Source organism: Vibrio sp. SCSIO 43135, assembly GCF_023716665.1.
Classification (GTDB): Bacteria; Pseudomonadota; Gammaproteobacteria; order Enterobacterales; family Vibrionaceae; genus Vibrio; species Vibrio paucivorans.
The window spans coordinates 1,568,416-1,583,786 of the sequence record NZ_CP071860.1 but is presented as its reverse complement, the minus strand read 5'-3'; the positions used below and the strand labels follow the sequence as shown (position 1 = coordinate 1,583,786).

At 44.2% G+C, this 15,371-nt stretch carries 17 protein-coding genes; 9 read left to right on the top strand and 8 right to left on the bottom strand.

Annotated features, from left to right (window positions below):
• Window positions 1-41: 41 nt before the first annotated feature.
• The 3 genes from speB to J4N42_RS21680 all read right to left on the bottom strand — a co-directional run bounded on the left by speB (window position 42) and on the right by J4N42_RS21680 (window position 3,936).
• Complete coding sequence (speB, locus tag J4N42_RS21690; protein ID WP_252032347.1) at window positions 42-974, bottom strand: agmatinase; 933 nt, start codon at window positions 972-974, stop codon at window positions 42-44.
• Window positions 975-2,885, bottom strand: coding sequence for an arginine decarboxylase (speA, locus tag J4N42_RS21685; RefSeq protein WP_252032344.1), 1,911 nt, complete (start codon window positions 2,883-2,885; stop codon window positions 975-977).
• A 220-nt stretch (window positions 2,886-3,105) separates the two neighbouring features.
• A complete protein-coding gene (locus J4N42_RS21680) occupies window positions 3,106-3,936 on the bottom strand; it encodes an HDOD domain-containing protein (protein ID WP_252032341.1) in 831 nt (276 codons plus the stop codon).
• Between the two features lie 330 nt (window positions 3,937-4,266).
• On the opposite strand from J4N42_RS21680, the gene J4N42_RS21675 reads away from it, so the two are divergent.
• Together J4N42_RS21675 and J4N42_RS21670 are read left to right on the top strand one after the other, a co-directional pair.
• Window positions 4,267-5,016: a phosphatase PAP2 family protein gene (locus tag J4N42_RS21675; protein ID WP_252032338.1), complete on the top strand. Its 750-nt coding sequence runs from the start codon at window positions 4,267-4,269 to the stop codon at window positions 5,014-5,016.
• Window positions 5,017-5,051: 35 nt separating this feature from the next.
• A complete protein-coding gene (locus J4N42_RS21670; RefSeq protein ID WP_252032335.1) occupies window positions 5,052-5,498 on the top strand; it encodes a hypothetical protein in 447 nt (148 codons plus the stop codon).
• Between the two features lie 5 nt (window positions 5,499-5,503).
• Here J4N42_RS21670 and J4N42_RS21665 read toward each other — a convergent pair whose 3' ends face one another.
• A complete protein-coding gene (locus J4N42_RS21665; RefSeq protein ID WP_252032332.1) occupies window positions 5,504-5,824 on the bottom strand; it encodes a hypothetical protein in 321 nt (106 codons plus the stop codon).
• A gap of 141 nt (window positions 5,825-5,965) precedes the next feature.
• Here J4N42_RS21665 and J4N42_RS21660 point away from each other — a divergent pair, with 141 nt between their 5' ends.
• Complete coding sequence (locus J4N42_RS21660; protein WP_252032329.1) at window positions 5,966-6,298, top strand: helix-turn-helix domain-containing protein; 333 nt, start codon at window positions 5,966-5,968, stop codon at window positions 6,296-6,298.
• 69 nt (window positions 6,299-6,367) lie between these two features.
• Here the strand turns inward: J4N42_RS21660 and J4N42_RS21655 are convergent, their stop codons facing one another.
• Together J4N42_RS21655 and J4N42_RS21650 are read right to left on the bottom strand one after the other, a co-directional pair.
• Window positions 6,368-6,664: a hypothetical protein gene (locus J4N42_RS21655; RefSeq protein ID WP_252032326.1), complete on the bottom strand. Its 297-nt coding sequence runs from the start codon at window positions 6,662-6,664 to the stop codon at window positions 6,368-6,370.
• Window positions 6,665-6,830: 166 nt separating this feature from the next.
• Entirely contained in the window at window positions 6,831-7,907 is a 1,077-nt protein-coding gene (locus tag J4N42_RS21650; protein ID WP_252032323.1) for a permease, read from the bottom strand.
• A 261-nt stretch (window positions 7,908-8,168) separates the two neighbouring features.
• Between J4N42_RS21650 and J4N42_RS21645 the strand changes: the two genes are divergently transcribed.
• The 4 genes from J4N42_RS21645 to J4N42_RS21630 all read left to right on the top strand — a co-directional run bounded on the left by J4N42_RS21645 (window position 8,169) and on the right by J4N42_RS21630 (window position 10,221).
• On the top strand, window positions 8,169-8,462 hold the full coding sequence (locus tag J4N42_RS21645; protein ID WP_252032320.1) for an ArsR/SmtB family transcription factor: 294 nt from the start codon (window positions 8,169-8,171) through the stop codon (window positions 8,460-8,462).
• Window positions 8,434-9,021 (top strand): RNA polymerase sigma factor SigZ, encoded by a 588-nt coding sequence (gene sigZ, locus J4N42_RS21640; protein ID WP_252032317.1) that lies wholly within the window; start codon window positions 8,434-8,436, stop codon window positions 9,019-9,021. Before J4N42_RS21645 ends, sigZ begins: the two co-directional genes overlap by 29 nt.
• Window positions 9,022-9,226: 205 nt before the next feature.
• Window positions 9,227-9,367 (top strand): hypothetical protein, encoded by a 141-nt coding sequence (locus J4N42_RS21635; RefSeq protein WP_252032314.1) that lies wholly within the window; start codon window positions 9,227-9,229, stop codon window positions 9,365-9,367.
• Between the two features lie 290 nt (window positions 9,368-9,657).
• A complete protein-coding gene (locus J4N42_RS21630) occupies window positions 9,658-10,221 on the top strand; it encodes a DUF4136 domain-containing protein (protein ID WP_252032311.1) in 564 nt (187 codons plus the stop codon).
• 49 nt (window positions 10,222-10,270) lie between these two features.
• Here J4N42_RS21630 and J4N42_RS21625 read toward each other — a convergent pair whose 3' ends face one another.
• Complete coding sequence (locus J4N42_RS21625; RefSeq protein ID WP_252032307.1) at window positions 10,271-12,019, bottom strand: SgrR family transcriptional regulator; 1,749 nt, start codon at window positions 12,017-12,019, stop codon at window positions 10,271-10,273.
• Between the two features lie 424 nt (window positions 12,020-12,443).
• On the opposite strand from J4N42_RS21625, the gene J4N42_RS21620 reads away from it, so the two are divergent.
• A complete protein-coding gene (locus J4N42_RS21620) occupies window positions 12,444-13,349 on the top strand; it encodes an aspartyl/asparaginyl beta-hydroxylase domain-containing protein (protein WP_252032305.1) in 906 nt (301 codons plus the stop codon).
• A 289-nt stretch (window positions 13,350-13,638) separates the two neighbouring features.
• Window positions 13,639-14,829: an aromatic amino acid transport family protein gene (locus J4N42_RS21615; RefSeq protein WP_252032303.1), complete on the top strand. Its 1,191-nt coding sequence runs from the start codon at window positions 13,639-13,641 to the stop codon at window positions 14,827-14,829.
• Between the two features lie 28 nt (window positions 14,830-14,857).
• Here the strand turns inward: J4N42_RS21615 and J4N42_RS21610 are convergent, their stop codons facing one another.
• Window positions 14,858-15,253 carry a winged helix-turn-helix domain-containing protein gene (locus J4N42_RS21610; protein WP_252032300.1) on the bottom strand — a complete coding sequence of 132 codons (396 nt, stop codon included), beginning with the start codon at window positions 15,251-15,253 and terminating at the stop codon, window positions 14,858-14,860.
• Window positions 15,254-15,371 lie beyond the last annotated feature (118 nt).

Here is a 15,371-nt window from a genome sequence, read left to right as displayed (position 1 = left end):
CAGTGTGAATTGAAAGGGAGCCGATGGCTCCCTTTTAGTTTTTACTCATTATCAGCGGTTTTACCCACCGACCAAGCGTACAGCAATTCAAGTGCGATGGTGGCCCCTGCTAACGCGGTAACATCGCTTTGGTCGTACGGTGGGGCAACTTCAACCACATCCATGCCAACAATATTAACGCCGGCTAAACCGCGTAGGATTTTCAGCACTTTGTCGGAGTTCAACCCACCGCAAACCGGTGTTCCGGTTCCTGGTGCGAATGCTGGATCCAGACAGTCGATGTCGAACGTAACATACACTGGTTTATCACCAATGATGTCCTTTATTTGCGCGACAATTTCTTCTGCGCTTAGGTCATTGGCTTGCATCGCATTAATAACATTAAAGCCATGGTCTTCTTGCTCGTACTCAGTACGAATACCAATTTGAACCGAGTGCTTCGCTGAAATTAGCCCTTCGTTTGGCGCATGATAGAACATAGTGCCATGGTCATACGCACTGCCATTAGCATACGTGTCGGTATGGGCATCGAAGTGAATCAATGCCATCTCGCCATGGTGCTTAGCATAAGCGCGCAATATTGGCAGGGTAATGAAGTGATCACCACCTAGCGCCAACATGGTTTTACCGCTCTTTAGAATTTCAGACGTTGCTGCTTCTAATCGATAAGTAAAATCTTCTGCATCGCCACAGTCGAATACCAAATCGCCCGCATCAATCACGTTCGCGCGTTCGAATACGTTAAAGTCCCAAGGGAATTTTTTGCCTTCCCAAGCGAGGTTAACCGAAGCGCGGCGAATCGCATCTGGCCCCATACGAGCGCCAGGGCGTCCCGATGTCGCCATATCAAGCGGTACACCGAGCACTACTACATCGGCGTCGGCACTTACTGGATTTTTCACGTAAGGGCGGCGCACAAATGTCATTGCATTTGAGTACAGTGAATAATCAGTTTTGCTAAACAAATCATTCATTTAGAAATCCTCTAAATAAGTATAACCACTTAAGCCTTGCTCAAGTTCATCGAGCACGTTTTGTTGCTCTTCAATCGCAACTCGTTGGCTTACGAGCTCACGGTAATTGGTGCGAATTTTATCTACGTCAATGTGAACGTAGCGCATCATATCTTCAACCGAATCGCCTTCATTAATGGATTCGATCACTGCTTTACCGCTTTCATCGACGTTGACTACTGCGCTATGGGTGTCACCAAATAGGTTGTGCATGTCACCCAAGATCTCTTGGTATGCGCCCACTAGGAAAAAGCCCATCAGATACGGTTTGTCTTTATCAAACGCGGGTACTGGCAATGTGGTTTCGATGCCTTGACCTTCAACGTACTGCTCAATCGCACCATCTGAATCACACGTAATGTCGAGCATTACAGCGCGTCGGTCTTCTACGTTTTCCAAACCGGACAGAGGCAATACAGGGAATACCTGATCGATACCCCATGCATCTGGCAGTGATTGGAATAGCGAAAAATTCACAAAGAATTTATCGGCTAGTCGCTCGTTCAACTCATCCAAAATCGGTCGATGAAAACGATTTTTGTTGCTCATTTGGCGGCTGAGCTCGAAGTAGATACGCAGAGACAATTGCTCTGCCCACGCTCGTTGCTGGAGGTTTAGCAGCCCCATCGCAAACTGCGAGTGCACTTCGGCTAAGTCGCTTTGTGTATCGTTGTAAATCTCTATCAATGCACGAGCGTCAGTCCCGTCTTGTAAGTTTTCCCAATTGCGCCACATGTTTTGCAACAGCGTAGGAGCAGCTTGCTCTGGAGCAATCATTTCTTCTGGATGGTACGCTTCGTTACCAATCACATTGGTGATCAACACCGCATGATGAGCAGTAATAGAGCGACCCGATTCCGAGATAATGACCGGCATTGGCTGTTCATATTGCTGACACACATCGCCCACAGTGGAAACAATGTTTCTGGCGTACTCGGCGAGCCCATAGTTCATCGAGTTCGAAGACTGGCTGCGCGTACCGTCGTAATCGACGGCCAAGCCGCCACCAATGTCGAAGAAATCAATATTGGCGCCCATACCGCGCAGCTCACAGTAGAAGCGAGCTGACTCATTCACACCATTGCGCACATCGCGAATATTGGCCATTTGCGAACCTAGGTGGAAATGCACCAATTGCATCGCATCCAATTGTTCTTCACGCTTTAAACGTTCAATGACAGTTAGAACCTGAGACGCCGATAAACCGAACTTCGATTTTTCGCCACCACTGGCTTGCCATTTACCAGCGCCTTGAGAAGCAAGTCGGATTCGAATACCCAAGCGTGGTTTAACACCAAGGTTTTTCGCTTCTTTTAGCACTAAGTCCAGCTCAGATAGCTTTTCTAAAACGATGAATACTTTGTGTCCTAGCTTTTCACCGATTAACGCTAGGCGAATGTACTCTCTGTCTTTGTAGCCGTTACATACAATAACGGAGCTGGCTTGCTGAGCTAACGCTAGTACTGCGAGTAGTTCAGGTTTGCTGCCGGCCTCTAGCCCAAGCTGTTTGGTTTCAAGCTTTGCTTGGCTAGCTAAGATCTCGTCAACGACTTCTTTCTGCTGGTTTACTTTAATTGGGTAAACCAACAAGTAGTTGTTCTGGTACTGGTACTCTTCAATCGCTTGGTTAAATGCTTGGCAAACGTTATGCACTCGCTGGTGCAGAATCTGCGGGAAGCGAACCAGAACTGGTAGGTTTAGTTGACGCTCTTCCAGTTGATTGACGATGTTGCTAAAAGGCACTTGGTGCGTTTTGTCGCTGGTCGGTGATACATACACTTCACCGTTGTCATCAATACCGTAGAAGCCTTGGCTCCAGTGTTGAACATTGTAATCAGCGCGAACGCGGTCTAGTTTGGATACTTGTTCCACAGCTTATCTCGCAAGAACAGAGAGAAAAATCTGAGTTCAGAATGTTCTGAAATCACACCTGTTTTGGGCTAGGACAGCCTCAAAAGTCAGGCGCATTAACGGATAAAATGGGTGTGTAGTCTAATGAAAAATATTTGTCGTGACGATTAACGTAGAGCAATGAATCGGGTGGGGTAAGTCAGTGAGTTTGAATTGATGCTAACTCACTGACTTTAAAGGATTATGCGGCCATCATGTGAGCCGCCAAATCACGGCCATGCCCCTTAAATTGCTCGATGGTGTCGACAAATGAAGGTGGCACATTGAGTAGCCTTGCGTCGGGGTGTTGAGCCAAATACAGGCTTTTTTGTTGGGTGCTGGGTAACTCGTCCCAATGGGTATTGATGGTGCGAGCGAAATGCAAAATAACCGCAATTTGCGGTGACAGCTCTGCTTCTCTTGGTTCATTGAAATGCTCGATGGCATCGACCATTTCTTCGGGGAACTGCCAGCTTCGAGCCAACAAGGCACCCAGCGATGGCGCTGAAATATCAAGAACTTGTTCTTGCGCCGCGATAGGGTCTACGCCTTGTTCTATCAGTTGTTCGATCTTTACCGCTTCATCGGGGACTAGGGTGTGGATCATCAGCTCGCCAATATTGTGCAAAATACCAATGGTAAAGACCGCGTTAGGATCCAGCCCTGAAATACCGGCGAGTTTGCTCGAAAGTACCGACACTTCAAAAGTATTGGCCCAATACTCATCAAGGTTGAGTGTTTTCACGTTAGGGAACGTGCTTGTGAGTACAGATACCACGACTAAGGTTCGAACTGGCCCAATGCCTACCCTTGAAATAGCATCGTGGGCTGAAGATACTTGTCTCACTCCCCCAAAGTAAGCAGAGTTCGCCATACGAAGTAGTCGAGCGCTGAGCACTTGGTCCATTGAGATCTTGTTTGCCAAAGCGACAAAATTGACTTCTTCCTGATTGACCATATCCAGCAGTTCTTGCAGTACGCTTTCAATTCGCGGCAGCTCATTTAAGCGTGAAATAAGTGTAGATTGACTCATCCTTTGTCTCTCTTGTTATTGGTGAATTCACTTCCCACTGTGATATTCATATTTTCTGGTGACGAGCTTGCTTTAGCCGTCGCCAACTTTTCGTTGTGATATTTAACTATAGGCAATGATCGCCATTGAGCCCAAAGTCACGCTGAAATTGCGATGGGTAGCCAGAAACTAAATGACACAATGTAATGGCCTGGCTCGGAGCTGACTTCATAGCAGCGGAGCGCGGGCAATACCGTGATTTTTCCTCAAATTGACAGCAAATTGAAACTGTTAGGGTTGTGCTCAGATAAGATGCATCATCCCTAAATTGCTGTGTTGCGAATTCTTTAAATGACTGTGTTAAAACATAAAAACAAAGGTTTGGCTTTGCTGGTGGTATTGCTTGTGCTTATCGCACCTATGGTAATTTTTACCCCAAGCTCAGATTTGTTGTCACCTGTGACAGACACGACAGGTTTGTTTTTTACACTGCTTACTGATTCCGCTGGCAGTAAAGGCTTTTTGATCACTTTAGCTGTGCTTTGTGCGTTTATGCTGCACTTGAAGCTACCGGCTGATCAATTGCTGACGAAGTTGTTTCAGCTTGGCGTGATTTTGGTGATTGGTTTTGCAAGCAAAACTGGGTTGAAGCACATGACGGAAAGCCCAAGACCGTACACAGAATTGATTGCACAGCAGCTAATCATTCCTGAGCCCGCTCATTTCTATCGTCTAGATGATAAGCAAAGAGAGCAAGTCATTGACCGCATTTCTGACAATGTCAGTGAATGGCGCACCAGACACTGGCAAGGTGAGAAAGACTACTCGTTCCCTTCTGGCCACACGATCTTTGTCGCAATCTGTATCGCATTTTTTGGTGGGCTATTCCTACAACATAAACGTTACGTTTTGACCGCTGGGCTGTTGATTTGGGCGCTAGGGGTCGCATACAGCCGATTATGGCTTGGTATGCACCGACCAATAGACCTCATTGGATCGGTTCTGTTTATCTTTGTTGTATATGCGTTGCTGCCTAGCTTTAGTGTGGTGGGTACAAAACTGTTAGAAAAACTTCCGGAACGAGTCAGACATAGTCTATAACTATAATAAGTTGCTCTTAGAATAAGCATTTCTCAATGAAGACAGCGGGTTGGCTTACGGGTTTATCATTTATCAGTGTGGTTTTTATTTCAGGGTGTGCTCCTGAAGTGGAACACGCCCAGCCTAAACACTCTATCTGTCTACAATATTCGAAAAATCAGCCTGTTGCGGTTCTAGGCCATAGCCCACAATTAGAAGGCGAGTGGTATGCCGATTGGTCTTATCAACTGAATCAGTTTGCGGCTAACCACCCTGAAATCACCATTGTATCGAGCAGTGAGATAGACACGCTTAACGTGCCTGATTACACCTTGATTATGGCCAAACGTGGCTATGATGAATTTTGGCTGCAAGAGGCAGTGGAAACCCCTTACTACGATTTTGTAGTTGCCACCTATACTGATGCACCGATTGAAGGTGTCCTTCAGCACTTCACGCTAGAGCCAGCGCCAAATCAGCTTATTAGTGATTACTGCCAATAAATGTTTTAGCTCGCCGACAACAATCCATCGATTTCTTTAATTGCGATCGTAAGAATGTCTTGGCCTTGCTGGGCCACAAGTTTCTCGGCATCGGAGAGTTGGTGGAAGGCATTGTCTAGTTCAGTTTGATCAAGGCTATCTTGATGTAGCAGCACTTCTTTATAAGTCATCAATCGACGTTGACTCATCATCAGCTGGCTTTTGGGCGTGGACGTTGCAAGTGCTGAGTTAACGCAAGGTGTGGCTGCAATTAGGCGGCGAATTATTCTCATATTGGTATTGAGGCGTTCGCATTCTGCAACGGACAAATCCTGCGCTTTTTTCATGATTTGAAAACCCTTTGAAATTTAAGCTCTTTTTAAGCGGGCGACATCTTATATAAAGTTCATATAACGTAAATACCTGTAGGAAAACATGGACCGCTTTTTGCGTGATAAAGGACAAGCTTGTCCTGAGAGGAGAGATCTATGTCACATGAACCTATTGTGGGCGTATTGATTAAGCGGCGTAAACAAGCGGGCATTTCACGTGAAAAAATCGCATCAATTGCGGGTATGAGTGAAAAAACTTATCAGCGAATTGAGCGTGGTGAAGCGGATATGCGGTTGTCCCAGTACCGAGCAATCCTGCGCGCGTTGGAAATGACAGACCTTGATGTCGCGCTCGACATGATGGACGTGCAGCAGGTCAGTACCGAAGATGTTGCGTCTGCGAGTCGGATGCTTAACAACGAAGCTCGGCAGTTGTTGGTTAAGCTTATGGTGATGATATTTCTTGATAGGCAAGTGGACAAAAGCTAATTGGAAGTTGGGGTCGCACAGGAAACGATACAATAAAGGCCCGCAGAAACGGGCCTTAACGTCGTCTTATTAGAGATCGCGCATAAGGGTCTCGAATTCCTCATTTGCTTCTTGAATAAGGTGGTTGAGCTCGTCGGCATCTTGGCTTGCTAGGGTGACCTGCCAAGGTTTGGCTTGTTTGGCATCTCGACCCACCAATAGAGTCCTGCTCCCAGAGCGTTTGAACGACAGATTTTCAAAGTCGGTGTGGTGGTGCTTGTGTGTTTCTACAATTTCAACGTCAAGCTCTCCAATAGGGTTCACTTGAACCAACGCGTGGAGATTGGTTTTTCCTTGAACGATGTAGTTCCTTTGCTTTGCTAACATAACGCCTCCCTTACTGATTGAGTTCCCGCCAGCAATGAGTGTAGAACAAGGAATAATGTTCAAGCCTAAAATAATTAGTGGATTTGATGTTAAGCAAAAGAGTGGTGAAAAAACAGTAAAAAGCCCAGCGAAATCGCTGGGCTTTTTTGTTTGTGTGTGGCCGTTTTTAGCCAAACATAAAGCTGTAAAGGAAGCCTGCACCGATCGCCATGCTGAGAATCACAGTGAGGAACGCAGCAATCATTTGGTTCTTAAAGATGGATTTAAGTAAAATCACCTCAGTTAAACTCGCGCCCGCACTACCGATGATCAGCGCCATGACAGATCCAAGTGCCATCCCTTTTTGTACTAAAGCGGCGCTTAGAGGAATCACGGCTTCCGCACGAATGTACAGAGGGATACCAATAATAGCTGCGACAGGGATTGCATACCATTTGCCAGCGCCTGCATACTCTGCAATCAGATCCGTTGGTATAAATCCGTAGATGAAAGAACCAATGGCGATACCTAACATCAAGTATGGGAATACTTGTTTAAAGTCTTTCCATGTCGATAGCCAAATGCGCATCCAACGGCTTGGTTCTTTTTTCTCTACGATTGTCGCTGTAGCGCTACCGTCTGATGAGCAGCAAGAGACTTCTACGGTTTCCGATTTTTCGCCACAGCTAGATTCTTTAGCCATTGCTGGTTTTGCTTCTCCGCAGCTTGACGTCGCGCAACTGCTGGTTGCTTTCTCTACAGGTTTGCTGTCGCCACAGCTGGTGCCACAACTTGATGCTTCAGCGGCTTGGTATGCTTCTGGTTTAACGTAGCGTTCGAAGCCAAGTTTCTCTAATACATAGCCTGCTGCAACCGATACGAACATAGCAATTGCAAAGTAGAATACCGCAACCTTCCAGCCAAAGGTGATCACAAATAAACCAATGATCACTGGGTTGAGCAATGGGCTACCGAATAGAAACACCATCATAGGCCCAAACCCAGCTCGCGCTCTTAGCAAGCCCTTTAGGAATGGGATAGTAGAGCATGAACAAAACGGTGTTATTGCACCCAGTAAAGCCGCAACCACATATCCTTTACCGTTTCGAGAGCTCAAGATAGATTGGATTTTTTCCGGCGTTAGGAATTCTTGCAAAATCCCCACAATGTAGCTGATCGCAAGGAATAGGATAATCAGTTCTGTGGCCAAGAACGCAAACATGTCGAGCGCGTCTGTAGCCATGGTCATTAGTTCGTTACTCATAGTGTTACTCCAATTCGATACACTGAGATGATTGAAAGTGCTCTTGTGTTAGATCATCTCAGCGGCTAAGAAATGATTTTTCATTTCGACTTTTCTCGAATTATAGAAATGTTCACGAGTTGGTCAAGAAATTATTTCGATAAAATTCGAAATAATTTGTACATTCATTATAAATCAAAGTGTTAGTTAGGGAGGGTGAGAAAAATTTGTTTTAGTTATATATTTCGACTATTATCGAATTATTGATTCAAGAGGTAATGTATGGAACTGGAAACTGTCGCGAAGGCGCTGAAAGAACTGGGTCACCCAATCCGGCTTTCAATATACAAAAGCGTGGTGAAAGCGGGCTATCAAGGCACGGCAGTAGGACGCTTGCAAGAGCAGCTTGGAATTCCTGGCTCAACGCTTTCCCATCATATTTCGAGCTTGGCTTCTGCTGGGCTGATCAGTCAACGTCGAGAAGGACGCACCCTATACTGTGTCGCGGAATATCAGTGTCTCGAGGGTGTGATTGGTTTTCTACAAGATGAGTGCTGCGCTGATGAAAGCTGCTGATCCTATCCAATTAGAACAAGTTTGGGGCGAGTATCAGCAGTCGTTGAAGTCGTTCCTGTACTCTAAAGTGAACCACCATGAAGATGTAGAGGATTTACTGCAAGAGATACTTATCAAGACTTATCAAAACCTGTCTACGTTGAAAGATGCAGACAGTATCAAATCGTGGCTATTTCAGGTCGCTAACCGAACCATTATCGACTTTTACCGTAAGCGAGCGCGCAACCAGCGTGATCAAGAATTAGAAACCGATGACTTGTGGTTTGAAAATGGTGAACGAGAACTGGAACAAGAGATGTCTGCGTGCATCGCTCCATTTATTCAGGCATTACCGGAATCTAATGCGAGTTTGCTGTCAGCGGTCGATTTAGAAGGGCAAAGTCAGAAAGCGTTAGCGGAAGCTGAGGGGATAAGCTACTCCACGCTTAAATCTCGTGTACAGAAAAGCCGTGGTGAGCTGAAAGCCTTGTTTGAGGATTGTTGCCATTTCTCTTTGGACAAAAATGGCAGCGTCGTCGACTATGAACGGAAAGACGACGGCAAGTGTCGTCAGTGCTAAGCGGATTTAAATATATAGAGTGACACTCTGTTATTTTAGCGAGCTTTATTATTTGTAATGAGTTGTAAAAATACGGCTCAAACGGCTTTTATTGCAATTGGTTGTTTAAGCCTTATTTATATATTGTCCAAGGTCAAAATCCATTCGCTTTATTTCTTAGAAAATACCTTTAGTAAATTCACTTAGAGATAAAAAGGGAGCGATTATGGAGAGAGTGATCAATACCATCGGTTTAGGTGTGATTGCGAGTAAGTACACCATTGTCCTACTGTTTGCTGGGATTACCTTTAGCACAGGCGTTTTCGCAGCAGAGTTGCTCTGTACGGGGGTGGATGCATCAGAATAAAAATTAGGGGTTAAGCAAACGAAACAATAAATTGATGGGTATTAAAATTATTGAAGCGATTTAATGTCGTTATCCATTTTAATGAATATATTTTCTATAGCGTACTTTTATAATTATATATCCATCAATCTAAGCATGTGATTCTAACGAGAATAATAAACTTATCACCCGCGCTTTTTCTCATTTCATTTATCCTCAAACGGGAATGATCTCTCGATCTCGGTATTTTGTCATTGAACTCTCTAGTAAACGCATTCAGACTGATTGGGCGTTAACCACAAGGAGTTAAGATGACGTTATTTGCAAAATTCTGGGTTGCTCTAGCCGTTCTTTTGGCGGGATGTACCACTTCGACTCAAACGCCGTTACCTATCGATTTTGGTATTGTCGTCAGTGGTGACGAAGCCTCCTTTGCGGGTAGTCGCACATTTGCTTGGCACGAGAAATCAGGCGTGATTTCTGTAAAGAACAAACAACGCGCTCAACAAGCCTCTCAGCTGTATCATGCCTTGGTCGAACAGCAGCTTCTTAGTAAAGGTTACCAATTAGTTTCGACACCAGCTGAAGCTGATTTACTTGTCGGCATTGCCATTGCTCAACAATCACAGCTCAACGATAAAGATATTTTTGCTCAGACTCTACTTTCGACGGGCATTGAAGCGGTAGACAGCGATGGTGATACGGTGGAAAAAGGGTCGTTATATATCGCTATTTACCAACATCGTGTGGAACTCCCAATATGGAAAGCGCTTGCGCAGCGTCCATTAGACAGTGATGTTGATGAGGAGACACGCCAGTCGCTCGCAACTGACTTGGTTAAACGTATGATGAACTCTGTGCCAACTCAGCAGTAACTTATCGTTCTTGTTTACCTGTAAGCCACAGCATTTATGCTGTGGCTTTTTAATTGGTCGACCATACGTTACGAATGTCTGGCCAGCCCCAGTTGGTTAACGCAACGTCTTTGAGCACACCGTGAAAACGTAGCGTTTGCCTATGATGAAACAGTGGTGTGAGGTGATGCTCAGAAATTAAGGTACAAGCAATAGGCTCCAGCGCGTGTAAATACTCTTCTAGTGGCGTAGATGCCCGCAATGATTCTAACGATTCGGATAACCACTGTTGAGCTTGATCGCCAATCGCGTAATGCAGTACATCGTTACTAAACAGGCTCCCAAACGCCGATGCATGTCGGTTGTCGTCTAGGTTGATATTGGTGATGATTAAATCTTCGCTTAACTCTTTACGCTGCGCTTTACCTACCAAATCGCGATAGGAGTAGATATTGACTTCAACTTCGACGCCTTGTGTTTCCAAAAGAGTCTGAACGCATAAGGCGCAGTTGATGCCTGCAATGTAATCGTAGGTCGCAATGGAAAGCGACTTAGGTAAGGGAGCGACTTGGCTAAAGGGGCGCAAAACCTTATGCCAAATTGGTAGTAGATTACCGGCGAGCTCGCACCCAAACAGTCGACCTTGTTGATGCAACTGGTGGTGAATAGCCTCAGGTGAAAGCAAACTCGCTAGGTAGCGTCGCTGCTCTAAATTGGTCGGTGAGCTGCTTTGCTGGTTGAAGAGCACGAACATACAACCATCTTCGACATGGCTATGTTTGATATCGGAGTCGTGCTGTTGCTCACCTTCTTTGGCGATAAAGTGATTGCACCCCGTATCTAAGCCAGCGCCGGGCTGATTCGTTGTGATCAGCTGCTGTTTGTCTTTTTCCTTAAATAGCCAAATCGATACTTCATCGGTCAATGCTCGGCATTCGTAGTATCGGTCGAACGCTTGTAATTTAAGTCGCGATTCGGAGTGCTCGGCGACGGAAAAAGGCCCGCTGCCAATCACACTTAACGTTTGGGCGTTATTTACTTGGCTGGTTGGTTGAATCGAATAGCGAACCCCGGAGATGAGTCCACCAAAACCAAAATCTGGCTTTGATAGTGAAAACACAACCTTTAGAGGATTAGGTGCTGATACATTGCTTAAATGTCCTAGTTCAACTTGGTACTCCGGCAGGCTAGAAAGCTTGGCAAATAGACTGACTATGGCATCTGCATCAATAGCTGCACCATTGTGAAACGTTAGTCCTGGGCGTAAATAAAAGCTCCACTGGGTTGCTGATTCATCATGCTGCCAGTGATGAGCGAGTTGAGGGCACAATTGACCACGTTTGTTGCTTTGGACTAAGCAGCAATAGATTTGCCTCATTAGGTAGCGCTCACTGCTGCGATGCAACTGGTGAGGAACAAGACGTTCAAAAGAGCGTTTATAGGTGAGCTGTAAGTGCAAACGACCTTCGCGAAGCGAGGTTCCCGATGTATTTTGCAGCAGTCGACCAAATTCGGTTTCATCGTTGTCGAGTATTGCCAGCGCTTTCTCGTATTTACCTGCTGTGATGCGTTTTGTGGCCAAGTGGTGCTTGAGTTCAACCAAATCGTAGTTAAGCACTAAGCTTGAACGTTTATTACGGCCGACTTGTGGAGACCACGCAAGCCACTCCATATCATGCATTTGATTCATTAAGTTGCGCGCATGACGCAGGCTGGTAAATAGAAGCTCTGAAATGTCGGTAAGAGAGGTTTTGATCTCTTCGCCAACCCCTAGTGGGGTAAGTCGAGTGTAGTAACGCAGTAAATTTAAATCAGACATATATTGAGCCTCAACCAGCCTAGTATTGCTATTTTACCTCAATTTGCAGCAATAAATGCAGAAGTGATTGGATATGGATTGTTCCTCTTTTAGCTTAGGGGTGTCGTTATCAAGGGCTTACAAAGGGGTTTGGTAATATTGAGGAAGGTATTTTGATGTCTTTGTCTCAAGCTTGTTCCTTATTTAATGTTGGTCACTTTCCCCCAAATGTTAAATTCAATTTAGTGAATCTCTATAATTAAAACTGTCAATTAACTCATGGACTACCTAATGGTTGAATGTGAGTTCTCAGTGAGGTGATCGATACCACCAAGCAATCAGATCGCAATTTCAGATTTTGCTCCCAATAATTGTGTAACAAAGCATTTAAGTTTATCTAACACTTTCCTATACTGAATTCCTTCATAATTTTGGTCTAGGTATTATGCTTACTTTTGCTTTTGTCGTTATATCGATCTATATCGGCTCAATTGTTTTTATCCGTATCCGCAATAAGGACCGTTTTGGTTTAAAACGTCAGATGTCGGACTTTTCCACCTTTATGGTGCCGATGAATGTTCCTCTTTACTTGCTCTCTAAAGTTCCATTGACCCCTTTTGTCGATCGTAAACACTTTCCGGAACTGGATATTTTGCAAGACAATTGGGAAGTGATCAGAGAAGAAGCGCTTGCTCTGTATGAAAATGGGCATATCGCGATTAAAAATGATCTACCTGCCAGTAGCTTCTACAAAGACAACCGTTGGACTAGCTTTTATTTGAAAGTCTACGATTGTGATATACCATCCGCTCGAGAACTTGCACCAAAAACGATGGAGTTGATTGAGCAAGTACCAGGCATGAACCTAGCATTATTTGCGTGTTTGAACCCGGGTAAACGCCTAGGTAAACACCACGACCCATTTGCTTTGAGCTTGCGTTACTCTCTTGGCTTAAGTACACCGAAATCGGAAGATTGCGCTATTTCAGTCGATGGGCAGTGGCACACTTGGAACGACGGTGAGTCAATTTTGTTCGATGAAACTTATGCCCACCATACGCATAATGACAGCGACAAACCTCGAATCATATTGATGTCTGATATTGATCGCCCGTTAAGAAGTAAGCTAATCCAAAAAATGTATTACTACTTCGCGAAAACATTTAACAGCTTGTTTTTTGTAGATAATATCGATTCAACCAAGACTGGGCTTGGCAATAAGATTACCCCTGTCCATAAGAGTTACCGCACCAACATGAGAAAGTTTAAGGCTTGGAACAAACCACTTTACGTGACGTTTAAGTTTTGTGCTTTGGGACTGGTTTTATTTGGCTTCTACAATGCGTTCTAGGGCACAAAAGCGTCGCTCCAATCTGCTATAAAGCACCTACCTCCTCCTTAATGGGGGAGGTGATACCCCATTAATACTGCTCACCTTCTTCTACCTTCTTCAATCTTATATTTTGTTTTTCGACACTCTTATATGTCTAATCTTACCTTCTATATTTTACTAGATTTAATGTATTAAACCTTAAATTAGGTTTTTACTATCAAATAATTAAAAATCTAGTTTACTAAATGAACTTATATTCTCTCTGTTGTTATGGTTCTGTCTGAATTTAATAACAATGGAAGTGTGAATGATGAAAAATTGTAATGTGGTCAATAATTCAAGAATAATTACCGGATCTTCAGTCATATTTGGTTCCAGTGTGGGGATAGGCTTGATTATTCTTCCTATTCTGGCTGCCAAAGTCTGGTTTTCAGGTGTTCTAATATTGCTAATTATGACTATGTATATTAGCTATGAAGCTAGTCGGCACCAGTTATTGTTGATAGAAGCGAACCCTAAATCAGACTTACGTGCAATCATAAAATCTAACCTAGGTATCCAAGCTTTGAGGGTGGTGGATGGCTTAGTTGTTTTTTCTTTGATACTGCTTATTTACGCGTTTACTTCGATTATCTCCAGTTCGGTGGTGGGCATATTGGATATCGGTGGGCAGCAATGGTGGTTCGCATTCATTTTATGTGTGGGGTTCGCCTGTTTATTGTGGGTAGACGAGAGGTGTATAAGTTGGTTGATGCGCAGTGCTAACCTGATTTTGTTTGGCACAATGCTTTACTTAATGATTAATGAGCGCCCTAGTATTGAGTTAATGATGAGATCATCGCTCGATATTCAGCCGTTGGCTTTGATTGAGTTAGTTCCTGTTTTCTTTGCCGTGGGCTTTGGCTTTCAACAGGTGCTATTCAATATCACCCGATTGCACAAGTGCTGCTGCTATTCGACACTCAAATCAATTCAGATAGGCGTTATGCTCATTTTCGTCATCAATCTAGCCTGGATCTTTTTCGTTTTTGTCTCCTTAGGTCAAAGCAGTCTTCTCGAGTTGATGAACCAGAGCGTATCTCCGGAAAGCTTTGTTTCTCAACTGTTTCAAGATGCAGGTATCGGTCATCAAGTTGCTTACTTGTTCTTACTTTCGCTGCTGTTGCCTCCTTTGTATGGAGTGAGTAAAGGGCTACTGGACTATTTATTTAGCCATATTGTATATGCCAAACAAACGCGAACTTTTCCGGCGATGTTAAGAGCCAGTTTTATCATTTTTTTTCCGCCGCTATTGTTTATCGCGATAGACCCTAAGGGGTACGTCTTTGCCATCAGTAGTGTGTCGATTTTGTTCGGTTCGGTATGGTGTGTAGTGGTTCCTTGGATGTGCCACACAGACTCCAAGATCTTCCGTCGCCCTAGTCGCATTAGGGGGAGTTTGGTGGCATGTTATTGGGTGGCCATGAGCTCTTCCTTTGCTTATTTATCCTTTTACTAGTCATTTCGAGTGCCATTTACTTCGCCTGTCAGGAAGAACCATAATGAATCCGTTGTGGTTTTTTCCTTAAGATAAAGCCTTTATTTCTTACTGTAACTAGCTCGTAACTGGTTACCTGCAGTACACGGCGCAGTTCGTGGATCAGAACCGGGAGGCTACTTGGCCCGACTGTAATACCTTGCCATATGTGCGTTTCTAGCTCATCCCTCGAGATAACAATGTCTTTATTTTGGCTCAAATAGCAAAGTGCCCTAACAATATTGTTCCCGCATAAAAAGCTGCCGGATTGGGTATGCAGGTATACTTTCCCTTCAATGACTTCAAATCGTTCATATGGGGTATTTAGTTCCAGCCATTGTGGTATTTTCTGCAATATATTGCAGAGGAAACAAGGGATTTCAGGGCAGTCTTTATTCGTTAACATAAATTAATCCTAACTACTGGGGGAGTAATTAAATATTTAAATGTTTTTTAATTTATGTTCAATAACATTATTAGAGCTATTGCTTTGTGAGGTTGATAATTAATTCTTTTCTTTAACT

Excerpts from the sequence above, each read along its gene's own strand:
- J4N42_RS21650 (WP_252032323.1), bottom strand. The coding sequence starts at position 7,907 with ATGAGTAACGAACTAATGACCATGGCTACAGACGCGCTCGACATGTTT.
- J4N42_RS21620 (WP_252032305.1), top strand. The coding sequence starts at position 12,444 with ATGCTTACTTTTGCTTTTGTCGTTATATCGATCTATATCGGCTCAATT.
- J4N42_RS21610 (WP_252032300.1), bottom strand. The coding sequence starts at position 15,253 with ATGTTAACGAATAAAGACTGCCCTGAAATCCCTTGTTTCCTCTGCAAT.
- J4N42_RS21675 (WP_252032338.1), top strand. The coding sequence starts at position 4,267 with ATGACTGTGTTAAAACATAAAAACAAAGGTTTGGCTTTGCTGGTGGTA.
- J4N42_RS21670 (WP_252032335.1), top strand. The coding sequence starts at position 5,052 with ATGAAGACAGCGGGTTGGCTTACGGGTTTATCATTTATCAGTGTGGTT.
- sigZ (WP_252032317.1), top strand. The coding sequence starts at position 8,434 with ATGAGTGCTGCGCTGATGAAAGCTGCTGATCCTATCCAATTAGAACAA.
- J4N42_RS21625 (WP_252032307.1), bottom strand. The coding sequence starts at position 12,019 with ATGTCTGATTTAAATTTACTGCGTTACTACACTCGACTTACCCCACTA.
- J4N42_RS21630 (WP_252032311.1), top strand. The coding sequence starts at position 9,658 with ATGACGTTATTTGCAAAATTCTGGGTTGCTCTAGCCGTTCTTTTGGCG.
- J4N42_RS21615 (WP_252032303.1), top strand. The coding sequence starts at position 13,639 with ATGATGAAAAATTGTAATGTGGTCAATAATTCAAGAATAATTACCGGA.
- J4N42_RS21645 (WP_252032320.1), top strand. The coding sequence starts at position 8,169 with ATGGAACTGGAAACTGTCGCGAAGGCGCTGAAAGAACTGGGTCACCCA.
- speB (WP_252032347.1), bottom strand. The coding sequence starts at position 974 with ATGAATGATTTGTTTAGCAAAACTGATTATTCACTGTACTCAAATGCA.
- J4N42_RS21665 (WP_252032332.1), bottom strand. The coding sequence starts at position 5,824 with ATGAAAAAAGCGCAGGATTTGTCCGTTGCAGAATGCGAACGCCTCAAT.
- J4N42_RS21655 (WP_252032326.1), bottom strand. The coding sequence starts at position 6,664 with ATGTTAGCAAAGCAAAGGAACTACATCGTTCAAGGAAAAACCAATCTC.
- J4N42_RS21635 (WP_252032314.1), top strand. The coding sequence starts at position 9,227 with ATGGAGAGAGTGATCAATACCATCGGTTTAGGTGTGATTGCGAGTAAG.
- J4N42_RS21660 (WP_252032329.1), top strand. The coding sequence starts at position 5,966 with ATGTCACATGAACCTATTGTGGGCGTATTGATTAAGCGGCGTAAACAA.
- J4N42_RS21680 (WP_252032341.1), bottom strand. The coding sequence starts at position 3,936 with ATGAGTCAATCTACACTTATTTCACGCTTAAATGAGCTGCCGCGAATT.